General features: G+C 44.7%; 14 protein-coding genes and 1 pseudogene. 6 read left to right on the forward strand and 9 right to left on the reverse strand.

What is annotated here, in order from left to right; all coding sequences use genetic code 11:
• Positions 1 to 2 precede the first annotated feature (2 nt).
• The 4 genes from ACWA2B_RS20005 to ACWA2B_RS20020 form a co-directional block, all read right to left on the reverse strand.
• Complete coding sequence (locus ACWA2B_RS20005) at positions 3 to 749, reverse strand: thiopeptide-type bacteriocin biosynthesis protein (protein WP_449292559.1); 747 nt, start codon at positions 747 to 749, stop codon at positions 3 to 5.
• Positions 673 to 3,087: a lantibiotic dehydratase family protein gene (locus ACWA2B_RS20010; RefSeq protein ID WP_449292560.1), complete on the reverse strand. Its 2,415-nt coding sequence runs from the start codon at positions 3,085 to 3,087 to the stop codon at positions 673 to 675. Before ACWA2B_RS20010 ends, ACWA2B_RS20005 begins: the two co-directional genes overlap by 77 nt.
• A gap of 4 nt (positions 3,088 to 3,091) precedes the next feature.
• Positions 3,092 to 4,033 carry a S8 family serine peptidase gene (locus ACWA2B_RS20015; RefSeq protein ID WP_209018268.1) on the reverse strand — a complete coding sequence of 314 codons (942 nt, stop codon included), beginning with the start codon at positions 4,031 to 4,033 and terminating at the stop codon, positions 3,092 to 3,094.
• Between the two features lie 66 nt (positions 4,034 to 4,099).
• The gene (locus tag ACWA2B_RS20020; protein ID WP_080561132.1) at positions 4,100 to 4,261 is read right to left on the reverse strand and encodes an epilancin family lantibiotic; all 162 of its coding nucleotides are present in this window, start codon (positions 4,259 to 4,261) and stop codon (positions 4,100 to 4,102) included.
• 248 nt (positions 4,262 to 4,509) lie between these two features.
• On the opposite strand from ACWA2B_RS20020, the gene ACWA2B_RS20025 reads away from it, so the two are divergent.
• Both ACWA2B_RS20025 and ACWA2B_RS20030 read left to right on the forward strand, forming a co-directional pair.
• Positions 4,510 to 4,716 carry a hypothetical protein gene (locus tag ACWA2B_RS20025; protein ID WP_141695547.1) on the forward strand — a complete coding sequence of 69 codons (207 nt, stop codon included), beginning with the start codon at positions 4,510 to 4,512 and terminating at the stop codon, positions 4,714 to 4,716.
• Entirely contained in the window at positions 4,713 to 5,033 is a 321-nt protein-coding gene (locus ACWA2B_RS20030; protein ID WP_029517607.1) for a hypothetical protein, read from the forward strand. The genes ACWA2B_RS20025 and ACWA2B_RS20030 overlap by 4 nt, the downstream gene beginning before the upstream one ends.
• Before the next feature lie 627 nt (positions 5,034 to 5,660).
• On the opposite strand, the gene cysK is transcribed toward ACWA2B_RS20030, so the two are convergent.
• On the reverse strand, positions 5,661 to 6,584 hold the full coding sequence (gene cysK / locus ACWA2B_RS20035) for a cysteine synthase A (protein ID WP_209949991.1): 924 nt from the start codon (positions 6,582 to 6,584) through the stop codon (positions 5,661 to 5,663).
• Positions 6,585 to 6,800: 216 nt separating this feature from the next.
• Between cysK and ACWA2B_RS20040 the strand changes: the two genes are divergently transcribed.
• From ACWA2B_RS20040 to ACWA2B_RS20050, 3 genes and pseudogenes are all read left to right on the forward strand, one after another.
• Complete coding sequence (locus tag ACWA2B_RS20040) at positions 6,801 to 8,009, forward strand: MFS transporter (RefSeq protein WP_209949990.1); 1,209 nt, start codon at positions 6,801 to 6,803, stop codon at positions 8,007 to 8,009.
• 132 nt (positions 8,010 to 8,141) lie between these two features.
• Positions 8,142 to 8,291, forward strand: a pseudogene (locus tag ACWA2B_RS20045) (DUF1036 domain-containing protein); the annotation flags it as partial.
• Positions 8,292 to 8,313: 22 nt separating this feature from the next.
• Positions 8,314 to 8,463: a hypothetical protein gene (locus tag ACWA2B_RS20050; RefSeq protein ID WP_341038812.1), complete on the forward strand. Its 150-nt coding sequence runs from the start codon at positions 8,314 to 8,316 to the stop codon at positions 8,461 to 8,463.
• A gap of 291 nt (positions 8,464 to 8,754) precedes the next feature.
• Here ACWA2B_RS20050 and ACWA2B_RS20055 read toward each other — a convergent pair whose 3' ends face one another.
• From ACWA2B_RS20055 to ACWA2B_RS20065, 3 genes are all read right to left on the reverse strand, one after another.
• Entirely contained in the window at positions 8,755 to 9,753 is a 999-nt protein-coding gene (locus tag ACWA2B_RS20055) for a glycosyltransferase (RefSeq protein ID WP_235307374.1), read from the reverse strand.
• Between the two features lie 54 nt (positions 9,754 to 9,807).
• On the reverse strand, positions 9,808 to 10,845 hold the full coding sequence (locus ACWA2B_RS20060; RefSeq protein WP_340933858.1) for an aminoglycoside phosphotransferase family protein: 1,038 nt from the start codon (positions 10,843 to 10,845) through the stop codon (positions 9,808 to 9,810).
• Between the two features lie 146 nt (positions 10,846 to 10,991).
• Complete coding sequence (locus tag ACWA2B_RS20065; RefSeq protein WP_029517613.1) at positions 10,992 to 11,684, reverse strand: pectate lyase; 693 nt, start codon at positions 11,682 to 11,684, stop codon at positions 10,992 to 10,994.
• Positions 11,685 to 12,238: 554 nt separating this feature from the next.
• Between ACWA2B_RS20065 and ACWA2B_RS20070 the strand changes: the two genes are divergently transcribed.
• Positions 12,239 to 12,811 (forward strand): shikimate kinase, encoded by a 573-nt coding sequence (locus tag ACWA2B_RS20070; protein WP_029517614.1) that lies wholly within the window; start codon positions 12,239 to 12,241, stop codon positions 12,809 to 12,811.
• Between the two features lie 104 nt (positions 12,812 to 12,915).
• On the opposite strand, the gene aroD is transcribed toward ACWA2B_RS20070, so the two are convergent.
• On the reverse strand, positions 12,916 to 13,680 hold the full coding sequence (gene aroD / locus ACWA2B_RS20075; RefSeq protein ID WP_449292561.1) for a type I 3-dehydroquinate dehydratase: 765 nt from the start codon (positions 13,678 to 13,680) through the stop codon (positions 12,916 to 12,918).
• Positions 13,681 to 13,779 lie beyond the last annotated feature (99 nt).

Below are 13,779 nucleotides of genomic sequence, written 5' to 3' on the forward strand. Positions count from 1 at the left end.
CCTCAATAAGCAACATGGTATTTGCTTACCTGTAAATAATCTTCCAAACTGTAGTAGCACAGGTGTAGGGCAAGCTCTTCCTTTTCCCGGTCCAGGCCGAACACTCTGTTGCAGAACATGTGCATGATGCTGAACATAATATCATCGTAATAATTGGTTCTGTCGTCAGCTTCCCGGATAGCCGTGAAATATGCAGCGTATTGCCGCAACCTGTCGCCTGTATCGCTTGCTGGCAAGGATATGGAACGGGTCTGTTGAATTCTTTGGAATAGCGCTTCTTTGTGTTCCCGATACTCCTGTCTGAATTTCTTTGGATCAATAATCGCAGCCATAGCCTTCAATTGATCTTCTGCCAGCGGATACGCGCAGTTCACAACCTCAAAAAGTCCGGTACAGCAAAATAACATCTGATCGGTTGCATTAATTGACCTCTTGCCTGCATAATAGCCTGAAACTAGATAAGAATCGATAGCAAATAACCTCTCCGCTTGTTCAATGAAGGCTGCGCCGCCATACCGCAAAATTTCAGGCCGGTAAGGAACAACCGAATAGGAACTAACCAATCCGGACGAGGTTACAGTATTCAGGAAATCAAAAACATAGTTCAAGGCCGTGAAACGCTGATGCTCTACGCTTCCCGACATTTTGCACCTTAGCCTGATATGCGGCTCCTTATCTGCATACTGGACAAAAAAAAACCTGGTCAATGAAGTACTCGGCGCTATTGTCCATGAATGTCTTAAACGCACTGCCCAGCAAATCGGTTAGCATTTCCTGATTGTAATATACCTGCAGGGATATCCAATCCGAACCTGGATAATAAACGGCATTCACCGAAGAACTCAGCACTTTATTTAAGCTTTTATCGGTAGCCTGTGCAGACAATCTGTCTATCGGCAAGTACTGAAACATCGGGCTTTTGCAAAAAAATACGCACTCCTCCATATATCGGTTAGCGGAAGCGAACAATTCTTTCTCCGTTTCCATAATAACGGCCGCCTTGCCTTCCGGATTCCGGGTATATTCTTTGTGCAAAAGCTTTCGATGATGATGGCGATCCAAATCCAGCAACAGCTTATTGTCCAGCTCCACCAAATATACATATCGCGGAATGTTATACTTTATGATCCAATCCTCCAGAAAGGACAGAAACTGTTCTTCGCTCTGGAGCTGTTTATCCGCATATAATGTCCATTTTTTGGGGCAGATGATGATATTTTTATAGGTTACTCTCGGTGTAAAAGAAGAATCATAGAGATACTCCTCCAGATGGGACCATCCGGTCTGATACTGCAGATTAATATCATTCAGAAACCGGATCAGATAAGGCGCCAGCTCTGTATTGTACATGCTGCTGAGTTTGGGAAATACCAGTTCGCCTGTTTCCCTGTGCTTCAGATAAAAGTATCCCGAATCCTCCACCCCTACCAGCAGCTGGGAAACATCTAATTTCCGATTCTCGGGAAACGTGGCCATATCCATAGATTGGTCTGGTGTCGGGCCTGCCGTCATAATATTAGTTATTTTGGGACTGAATGGGTAAAATGAGATTTCAGCGGCGCTCTCCCCTGCTTTCTGATCCTTCGGGTTCCTGACAAAATTGAAGATTTCATCACGGCTATCCTTGTCAAACATGTAGGCAAATCTTCCGAAGCTCTGACACGCTTCCAATGATCCGGCTCTGTTGTTTAAATAAAACGTAACTTCACCTTGCTCATTCTCCATGCAGGAATAATACAAATCGAACGAGACATGGACATTCTCCAGACTCAATTCAGACAGCTGTTGGATTTTGACCTCGTCAAGCACGATATCCGAATGATTGACAAGCGCTTCGGTCTGCCACTCCGCAATTAGCGCCTTAAGCTGTCGGAACCTGCCTTCATCCTTGTGCCTGTACTTATCTCCGTTCTGGTAGTGGCTCTTGTACTCTTCAGGTTTGCCGAGCCCCAAGGTTTTACTGAACAACTGCAATAAGGGCACTTCTTCATATACTCCGTACTTCTCAGTAAATTGCTGACGATAGTCGGAAAGTGTATCCTCTTTCCTGTACGTAGAAAGCATGCTCAATATTGAAGCTATTTGGGCCAACGATTGCCTATCGCTGTCCGACAATAGAATTTCATTTACCTGATTCAGTCTTACGTCTATTTTGACCAAGTCGCCCTGATAATCGGGAAGGATAAGCTGGACTAGTTTTCGGACAGCCTCAATGCCTTCGCGTTTGACCGCAGCAACTGTAATGTCCTGAATGGCTTGTCCAACTCTCTCCAAAATATCTGAGTAATATGCTGCCTTGGGAGTAGCAAGCAGCTTTAGTGTACGTATCAGATGCGCCAGAGGAGCGCTATCCCGAGGATTGGGAATCATCTCACTTACCAAAAAGCCTTGTTCTATCAATTGCTGCAAAAAATCTGTGCTGATCGTGTCATCCACGCCGAAGGCGTCTTTTATAGCTTGCATAAGCTGCAGAAAAGTCTGCTGCTCTTTATCAAGGATCTTCATGATGAAATCTATGACCGGGGTTTTGAGAATAGATATATTTTCAGTGCTTCGTTCCTCCTGATCTGCTGCAAACAGAGTCTGATAAGAGATGACGAGCCTGTGATGGTCAATGTAAGAGGTGTTATTTACACTCAGTCTCAATTCATTGCGGACATCCGTATCCCCATGGAAAAGCCCTATTAAGCGGTAAATTAGGCTATAATCCGGAGTTGCCCAGACGACATGTTCCCCGGCGCCTCCCGTTTTTCCAAATCGGGAAATGCCTACTCCCGCGAACAGTCCAAACGGTGTTGGTCTACAAATTGCCCGCGAAATGAACTTGCTTAGACTTAGGATAAGATTCCGCTTTTTTTTGGACTTCAATGTTCTGCCTTGTTCCAGGCTTTGCAGTGCAGCGTAGGTCGAGGGGCTGGAGACATAAATGGAATCTATCAACCCCTGCTGCTGAACGAACCGTACAAGTCTGTCAAGGTATTCATCATCATCTAGTTGTTCATGATCAAATATCTGCGTATAATACTCCATGCCAAGCAACGTTTTCCGGTACATGTAATTTTCCGAGATTTCAAAGTTCTCCAACATGCAATCAACCTCTCATCTGTCTTAAAGCACGAATTGAACCGGCAAGGCTTACTTCATAATAATTCCGCTGAACATCAATCAGTCTCGCGCCTTGACGGAGCAGACACTCCATTTCTGTGCGTCCGGCATTCATCCCCTGCGCGATAAGCTCTCCGCTAAGAGAGGCAACAACTCCGCTGAATAAGGCGCTGGCAATACTCGTACCGATACCCACTGTGTATGCTTTGTCAAATCCCAGCACTTCATATAAGTAATCCTCTGTGTCGAAGCTCGATTTGGCAACCATTACCCAATCATTGTTGTAATTGATTTCATACTCATCACCACTCGGCGCAAAAAATTGATCGTTGAGCGTATTGCTGAACCCGGAGATATCCCCGTTCTTATTAGTTGATCCAATTGGGTATACTCCCTTTAAATTCGCAGGTACTCTGTACTCCTGCGTAATATCGCGTCCATCGTTTCCTGCGGAACAGACTACCCATATGCCTTGCGCATTGGCGCAGTCAACCAAAGCCTGAAACCTATTGAACTCGAATAAGTCGACCTCATATTCTGTACGATAGCTGACGTTGATAATTGGATATCCTTTAGCAATACCCTCTTCCAGCGCTCTATACAACCATTCAAGCTTGCTTATTCCTTTTTTGTCCGTAATTTTGTAGACAACAACCCGAGCGAAAGGGCATATCCCCTTCAATATATATTTGCCGGTAACAGAGCTAACCATTTGTGTACCATGCCCGACGTAATCGCTTAGACAAGGCTCATAAGGTACAAATGACTTGCATTCTGCCTCAACTAGATTACCTTGGATCTCTGAGTGGGATTTATCGACGCCTGTATCAATAAACAGGATAGTAAGCGGCTGACCAACAGTTGCACCACAACTAAAATGATCGGTCAGCCGGGCTACATGCCAATTGTATATATTAGGTTTTATCATGCAATCTCCATAATGTAAGTAGGGGTAGCCTATTTCACTACCCCTGACTTACGAATCGCTTATGAATTATTTACAATTGGAACAAGAACCGGTACAGATACAGGTAAGAGTTTTACATACTGCTTTGGATACCTTAATGGTTGTTTTGATGATTGAAGCTTGTGGGCTAAGCTCACTGGCCTCATAGCTCTTTCTTAAATCAAGGTCAAACATTTGATCTACTTTCATTTTCCTCTTCCTCTCTGAATTAGATTATAATAAACATGATTTCAGTGGTACCCCTAAATCACGTTTATTGTGAGTGACCGTATGTCATATCTTGCTGTCGATGAATAAAGAATATATCTAATTCTCCCGTTTTTTATACTTTATTCCTGAAAGGTATTCCAAACCTCCTAAATTGCAGTCATTTTGCTGCCCATGCGGCATGGCATAAAAAAATACCGACACAGAGCGAAACGATTGACGCTTAGAGCATGGCGTATGCTTGCAAGAATCCGATATGTTCTTATACAGGTGTCTCGTATAAATCGGCTGAAGAAGAGATGCTTAGCATGAAGCGCTCGTCCTATGGCTACGATGTGCTGGCTCTTGTGGACGAACTGCGATTCAAACAGGACATGACTGTAAAGGAACTGACTGACGCACTACAGGCATCCCAACAAGTACCCAAAATCTGTTGAGCGATATCAAGCTCTTTTTGCTGCATCTCGATGACCATATTCGTACGATACTGGCCGAAACGACGGAACAAAACGGTGACGTTCTCTTGTCTATGGGTGGAGTCCAGCCGGAAAAAGGCAATGAAAAATTGTACGTCTTGCGCGAAGTCTTTAGTGGAAACGTACTAGCCGCCAAAAATATGAAAAGCGAGGCAGCGAGCGATCGTTTGCTGTTCAGTCCATTTAACCTCTATAGGTGCGTTCGGAAGAGTTGTGGCCTGATGGTGTGCGAGTGGTCACAATCGATACGTGGACAACCGATCAACCCACTTGCGTAGCCGCTGCATATTTTTGATAAATAGCTTGAATTGGGTATAATCGCTGCACGAATATTAGAGAAGCCAAAAAATGTCAGCGTACATTATACTATTTTCCACAACCATTTAAGCAGTCAACTAATAAGTTGACCCGTTTGAGGCAGCTCTTGCTGAAATGGATAATAGGCTCGGTGTTTCCTTCTCTGATTATTTGGGTTTTTCAAGAGGATCCTGAAGAGACAAATAAGATCGAAGAACGGAGCATGAACCGTGAGACTTTTAAAATTCTCACGAATATAAGCTATAATCGACAATTAATAAGCCACAACCTTATGGATTGTGGCTTATTAATTGTCAGGAGTGAAATTAACCTATGAATTATGAAAAGGATGTATTCAATGTCTATGTTCCTCCATTGAAAAAGAATCTACTATATCGCTCCCATCATCCTTTATTCTTTCAAAGATAATATTTCAAGGTCGAGCTATAATAGGCTAGTGAAGAAGTAGGCGCTCCAGGAGTCATCTTGTTATACTTGTGTATTCTTGATTGCCATATCGCCAATTCACTTTTGTTACTTCGCTTAATGAGGCTGGATCATACTACATATAAATGAGTCGAATCACTTTGGTCCCAATCCACATCTTTTTATCCGAATATCCCCATGCTCAGATATCGCTCTCCGGTATCCGGGGCAATGCAAAGTACCCGTTTGCCTGCTCCCAAACGCCGAGCTTCCTGAATCGCCGTCCATATCGTAGCTCCGCTAGAGAGGCCCACCAGAATCCCTTCCTGGGCAGCAATCGCCCGTGTCATTGCAATCGCATCCTCATCCGAAACCTGCACGATTTCGTCATACACTTCCGTATTCAGCACGGTGGGAACAAAGCCTGGACTGGTGCCAACCAGCTTATGTGGACCGGGTTTTCCCCCAGATAGTACTGGCGAGCCCTTCGGCTCAACTACAACAATCCGCAGATCTGGCAAATGCTGACGCAGCACTTCACCCGTTCCCGTAATGGTACCGCCCGTTCCCGAAGAAGCGACGAACACATCCAGTTTCCCTTCCGTCTGTTCCAAAATTTCAAGTGCTGTGGTCGTACGGTGAATATCGGGGTTTGCCTCATTTTCAAATTGATGCGGGATAAAGCTCCCATCAATTTCAGCCCCCAGTTCAAGTGCCTTGCGAATTGCTCCTGGCATCCGTTCTTCTGCTGGTGTCAGTACGACCTCAGCCCCGTAGGCTTTTAAAATGTTGACCCGTTCCTTCGTCATATTCGAGGGCATCACCAAAATCGCACGGTAACCCCGGGCTGCCGCATTCATCGCAAGGCCAATTCCCGTGTTGCCACTCGTCGGCTCAATAATGGTGCCTCCCGGCTTTAGATGTCCTGCCTTTTCCGCCTCGGCAATCAGGTTGCCCGCCGCTCGATCTTTAACACTGCCGCTTGGATTAAAATACTCCAGCTTCACATACACTTCCGCATCCTGCGGCCCTGTGAGCCGTTGGAGCCTTACACAAGGTGTATCTCCTATTAAATCTGTAATACTATATACCACTTTAGGTGCCATCGTTGTATCCTCCTTGGATCGTTCCTTACAACGTTATTTACGATCTTCATATCATACTACCAAAATAACACACTTGGCTCCTTCCTACCTGTCGCTTTTGTAAATTACATAAAACTTATCAACTTAGTATGTAAAATTCTTGCAAAATGGGTCGCCAGATATCGCCTGTAGTGATATACTCGCATTACTATTTTTTCAGGAGGATACAAGACACTTATGAGTACTCAAGAAAATATGACAGCAAACCGCTTCCCTCCCTCCTTGCTATGGTTGACCCTTGGTGCCTTCGCCATTGGCATGACCGAATTCGTCATTATGGGACTACTGCCCAATGTAGCCCATGATCTTCATGTTACAATTCCGCAAGCCGGGCAGTTAATTACCAGTTACGCACTTGGTGTGGCTATTGGTGCACCTGTGCTTACCGTATTAACTCATAAGGTACCGCAGAAAAAGCTGCTATGCCTACTAATGACCATATTCATTTTAGGTAATCTTTTTTCCGTCATTGCTCCCAATTACGAACTTCTGATTGCTGCCCGTATGGCTACTGCATTATCGCACGGAACCTTTTTGGGAGCCGGTTCCCTGATCGCTGCCCGATTGGTTCGTCCTGACAAACGCGCGGGTGCTATTTCTATGGTGCTGACCGGTTTGACCGTGGCGAACATTATAGGCGTACCCTTTGGTACCTTTATCGGACAACAACTCGGCTGGCGTGCTTCCTTTGGAGCCATTGTGGTCATCGGCTTGATTTCTCTGTTTGGTATCATTCGTTATATTCCGGTGATTCATCAGGACAAGCCTTCCAGTCTCAAACAAGAAGTCCGAAGCCTGTTTAATCCAAAAGTGCTGCTGATGTTGCTCACAGGTGCAGTCGGTTGTGGCAGTCTGTTCACTGTCTTTACGTACATTACGCCTTTGCTTACGGATATTAGTGGCTTTGCCGAGCATAGCATTACCTGGATTCTCGTCCTGTTTGGCCTAGGGGTAACGATCGGCAACATCGTTGGCGGCAAGCTTGCGGATTGGAAACTGCTGCCATCCCTGATCGCAAACTATGCTGTACTGGCTATTATTTTGGCCATTCTGACGTTTACGCTTCAAAACAAGGTACTGGCGGTTATTACAGTCTTTATCTGGGGCATTGCTGCGTTCGGCATCATGCCGGGTATTCAGGTTCGCATCATGAATCTGGCCTATGAGGCTCCTTTGCTTGCCTCTACCTCCAGCCATTCCGCATTGAATCTGGGTAACGCAGGCGGCGCTTTTATCGGGGGAGCTGTTATTAATCAAATGGGGCTAGCCGCTATTCCATGGGTTGCATCGCTAATTACTGTCGGCGGTCTGCTACTCATGGTAGTTAGCTACATTGTGGATCGCAAGACAGCTCATACTGAAGCGATAGCAGAGATACAATCATAGAATCGTTTAGTAAATTGGACGTAAACGATTGGTTCATTTTTCATAGATTGAGAGATATTGTCCACTCTCTTCCTCCAAATTCCTCATAGTATAACATTGTAATACCAATTTATGAGGAAAGAAGTGTGTATGATGAGCCTTTTTTTTACAAACAACACGAGTAACACCATCTATGCTGCCTATGCTTATCCTGATTCCGACTGTCATCCCATGAATTATTCTAAAATGGGCTGGTATCGGCTAGAGCCTGGTGATACGAGAGAAGTATGGAGCGGGTCTGTAGGGGGAACCACATTCTATTATTATGCTGAGAATCACTCCAATAGGTGGCGTGGTACGTACCGCACACGGCTTCCGAGAAGTACTGACCATGATTTTCATTGGTGTTGGAACGATAGCAGTGGATCATCCAGACGAGTGGGGATGCGCCGACTTGCCATTGATTCATCTGTAGACAATTACACTGTTGAGTTCAGCAGAACCAATCAAAGCTTACTGTCAACAAAGAAAACTCGTAGAGCATTACCTTCCAAATCGGAGGACTCCGGCATTAACAGAATTCCGAGAAGACCGGTTCGCTTTAAAAAAGGAACCCCGGTTCCAGTAAAGTCCAAACGATAAGTCAATGATGAACCGTAACCCGCAAGATGGAATTTTTGAAAAAAAGTGACCCCCTTGCGGGTTATTTTTATTTCACTCTGGATACCCAAACGCGAGTTGCAACCACAGTATTATGCCTCGCTGCTCAGCTTAACCAATGATCAAAAAAGTCTCGGTATCCCTGCTTCATCACCTGACTTGAAAACTGTTCCATGGCGTATGCCTGATTTTCTGTAGAAACCCGACGGGGTGAGGCGGCAGCCATATTGACCAGCTCAAACCAGTTTTTCTCATTCCCTGAAAAAGAATGCGTAGAGCTGATATGTCCATAGCAAGGATGCTCTGGCTTAACCACGATTTTACCCATAGCGAGCGCTTCGGTCAGCGGCATGGCGAACGTATCAAATTTGGAGCAGCTCCAGTACACCTTCGCCGTGTTCATCAGCGCAAACACCTCATCTTGCGTCAACGCAAATTGAAGTTTAACATTGTCCGGGATATCATATTTCTTCATACTTTCCTTGTAGCGTTCACCGCCAAATACCATATAGACATCCTTGTCAGGATTATGCCTCGCATACTCCAGTACCAAATCCGGACGTCGGTTCTCCTCATCTCTACCAATCCACATCACCCGGTTCTCTACCACTTGCGAGGGATCAAAATGCTTTTCCACCAGCCGCTCATTAAATCCGATCGGGATAACTGTCACATCGGTTACGCCAAACTTCGAAGCCATCTCCTGCTTGAGAAAGGCAGTCTGTACGATAGCCTTGTCCACGATCTGATAAAAAGGCTTCATCATTTCATAGCCTGTCAGTGCCGGATCAGGAAAACTATGCGGAAAAAGCACGCTGTTTTTAAAAAACATGTTCAAATAGGTAAAGCCAGATACCGTATAAATAACGTGCTCAATCTGCTGCTCATGGAGTTGGTCCAGTACGATGTCATAATTGACCAGGTCGCCTTTTTCGTGTTCATAACCCGGAAGCCAGTCATGACTGCTCACATGGCGCTCCGGTGATACAAATACGATGTCCACCCCCAATTCCAACCCGATCTGCTTCAGACGCTCTGCAAAAATACGTGGACCCTGTGCTTCAGCAAATTGTATTTTTCTCATGACCAAACCAACTTTTTTCATGGATATATTCCCTACCTTCTTTGGCTAACTAAATACGGTCTATGTCTTAAGCTACTATCTACATCGCTGGGCTTGTCCCCAATCCATCATTACAGCACACTGGTTCAAACAGGCTAACGTTTCGTCCAACTGGGACTCTAATTGCTCTTTTGACCATTTGTCGCCGTTTCTATGCAGGTGCGTTCCAATCCTTTGCAAATCACTTGTGATTAACAACAGCATCCAGAGCGAAAATACCACAGCAAACATGCCATATTCCAGCATAAAAGCCGTTCGATCCACTCTTATCCCCAACAGCTCCAGCTGCTCCACGTAGGTGTCCAGTATACGAATACGCAATTCGGACGTCATGCGTCGGGGAAACAACGGATGGGACATGTCGATCAGGTGATATACATCCCACAGCGGTGTGTTCAGATGAGTATGCTCCCAATCCAGCACCATAAGCCGTTCCCCGCTCAGCGCATAGTTCCCCGGATGAAGATCACCATGAGACAGTACAAGCTGCTGTGAAAAAGATACATGCTCCAGCTGTACATACATACGCTGCATCTGTTGCTTAGATAATCCTAGTGAGCTGCAAAGCTGTAACACATCCGGCTTGCGCGTGTATAGCTCGGAAACCATCTCCTGAATGAGTGGCTTTGGTCCCCGCAGCGGTATCCCAGCAAAACGATCCGTCGGCAAAGCATGCCACCATGCAACAAGTCTAACAGCTCGCAATAAAGTTTCGTCTGCGTGTAGATGATGTAACGGACCAAGATCCTCAAAAACCATCCATTCTTCTCCGCCATCCACACCTGCATCAGACCAGGCTAGCAATCGGGGATAGATCGGTGATAACGCAGGAAGCACATGCTCATACACCCATCTCTCCCGCCCCTTCTGATCATCGTTGGTTAGCGGTTTAAATATATAACTTTCAGAGGATGACACGTAAAAACGTTCCACATGCCGGCCATTCGTACCTGTATATAAAACCTCACGATTCCGCACCAGCGTATCATTTAAGGTACCGTCAACATTCACATATTTATGAAAAGGATTCATAGCCACCCAACTTTTTTGTATAAAATGTAATAGCACGATCATATCACAGTCCTCGTTCCGAACGAAGCCCAGATCATTTTGGGGTAACTCGCTGCACCCAAAAAGGGGCTTGCCCAAGCAGATCATACGACCTGTTGGGCAGCCCCTTATCACATCCGTACTCCTATCCTTACTCTCTTCTATACCAATTAATATTGAGTATTGCCGGATTCACTCGTATTACTGGATTTAAAACCTTTGAACAATTGTTTTACATTATGATAACGAGTATTCGTAATTTTAGCTTTGCTGTTAGGACCGTCCGATCTCAGGATCGAGTCCTTTACATTGGAAATATCCGAGTTATCCAAAGTCATATTCACTCTGAATGTAGAGCCCCCAAGTTGGCGAACCAGCTTACCGATATCATCGGCTCTAAAGTTTTTAATGTTAATCGTACCTTCGGCATTAATTTGGAATACTTTATCATATGCGTGGAACGCTCCACCACCCGTAATGTTTACCGTGCCTGGTTCTTTAAGCGTCAAGGCATCTTCACCGACATCCTCCCACGTTACGTTGGAGATTGTGCCGTTGCCATATACATGCACCCCATCCGCAGCAGGGGCAGCGATGATCACATTTTTCAGTGTTGCATTATTTTCAAGCTTGAAAATAGGCTTTTGGGCCTCTTTCTGGCTTCCATCTCCCAAGGTATCGGGATCAGCCACTACAGTCTTGCCTTTACCATCGTAAACTTCTCCAGCTTTAACAAGTATGGTCTTATGAACGACTTCTGGAGCTGCATGTGCAGAATAATTGCCGACAAATAAGGCGACCAACATTCCTGATAAAGCGATACTGATTCCCTTTTTCAATACGTTAGCTGTGTTTGTTTTCATGTCAATTCATCCCTCTCGTAGATATTTTTCATTGTTCCAACTCTTCGTTGACTAGAACGTGTAGACCGTATCACCACCTTCGCACAATGAACCCAATGACCGATACACGTCTATAAAGCATCATTCAACTATTTGCATATGTATACTTGGTTTTTGGTTCAAAGTAATTTTGTCTCATAAATTATATAAAGCACAAATTGTAAATAGAGCGATTACATTTACAATTTGTATAATTCTATTATAATCACACTTCCAGTAATTTCAATATATTTCTCGGCAAAATATGTCCTTTTTTTCAATTTAGTACATAAAATTGCCTCTTTTATACTTGTACAAGTTTGTTTTTCTTCAATTTACACATTAAACAATACTTGAATACCTTGTTTCGTTTGCCTGCTGTTTATCACTTAATTGGTATTCAGAGTCCCTTTTATCGTATACCTCATTGCTGATGTGATCTATACTATTGAATGACACGTTTGATGAACGTATAATGTATTTAGTGCTTTGAAGCGTTACATCTCAACATTACTGGTGAGAAAAGAGTGGTTATCGTGCAAAACAATAGTGAGATTCCATTAAAAGAACAAAATATTGTGCTCATCGGCTTTATGGGTGTAGGTAAAACAACGATCGGTTCCCATCTAGCGCGCAAGCTGTATCGCGATTTCGTGGACATTGACCAGGAGATTGAACAAGAGTACAACATGCCAACAACAGAGATTTTCAAGACTTATGGAGAGAAGCGTTTCCGTGAGATTGAAAAAGAGCATATTTTGAAGCTGTGCAGCAACACACGCCTTAAAATCATTTCCGTTGGCGGTGGTGCATTTTTACAGGAAGAGGTGAAGCAAGCTTGTTTGGCTTCATCGATTGTTTTCTTCTTGGATTTAAATTGGGATTCCTGGAAAGATCGGCTCAAGATGCTGATTGACACCCGTCCTAATCTACAAAACAAGACTTTAGGGGAAATTGAGGATTTATTCCGTTCCAGACAGGACATCTACGCGGTGAATCACTCCAAGATCGATACAGATCAGTTGGATGCGGAAGAAGTCGCAGACTATATTATTCAAACGCTGAATCTAGGTTGGGAGTTATATGAACCTACTCGGGGATTGAATTAAGAGTTACACCAAAAAGGAGGGCTCCAGCATGCTTATCGCATGGGGGCCCTCCTTTTTGGTTCACTGCGGATATATTACTGACTGGCGAGCATGCCATCCGTCTTTTAAGAATGGCTATGCAGCACCGTCAATATCTCTCTCAGTTCAGTGACAGGAATCTGCCCCGGTGCGGAAGCTTTCTTAGCGGCACCAAAGGTCAAAGCCGAACCAAACAGTTCTCCGGTCAGGCGGCTCACGACACCTTTCCCCGCCATCGACATCGTAATAATCGGCCGATCTGCATGCTCTTCTGCCATAGTACGCGTGGCATCCAGCAAAGTGAGCACATCGGCTGTATTGGTCGGCATCACTGCTATCTTAGGCAGATCGCCTCCCAATTCCTGCGCCTTGCATAATCGGGAAACAATCTCCTCCTTCGACGGCGTCTTATGAAAGTCATGATTAGATATAATCACATACACGTTATGCTTATGTGCTGCTTCTACCAGCGTCTTCACATCAGCCTCCTCATTAAAAAGCTCTACATCAATAAGTTCGACTTGCCCCGTTGCGGCTATTGTACGATTCAATTCCACATAACTCGCCGCACTGATTTCCTTTTCTCCGCCTTCCCGAGCGCTACGGAACGTAAATACGAGTGGAATATTGGCTAAAATAGACCGAATTTCATGTAAGGCAGCCTTTACCTTTTCCAGATCCTCCACATGTTCGAAAAAATCGACTCTCCACTCCACGATATCCAGGTCGAGCGTAAGTAAATAAGTAGCTTCTTCCTTCAACTGCTCCAACGTTTCTCCCACCATGGGCACACAAATTTTTGGCGCTCCTTCACCAATCAGGACATCTTTCACCTTTACGATTTTAGCCATCTCTTTCTCACTCCCAAATTACAGTTTCAAGTCGAACATGTACAATAATTCATAGTATAACGCATTCTGAATAAGCATGCAGATGATATGATCCAGTCG

The sequence above is a fragment of the Paenibacillus sp. CMM36 genome (genome assembly GCF_053570945.1).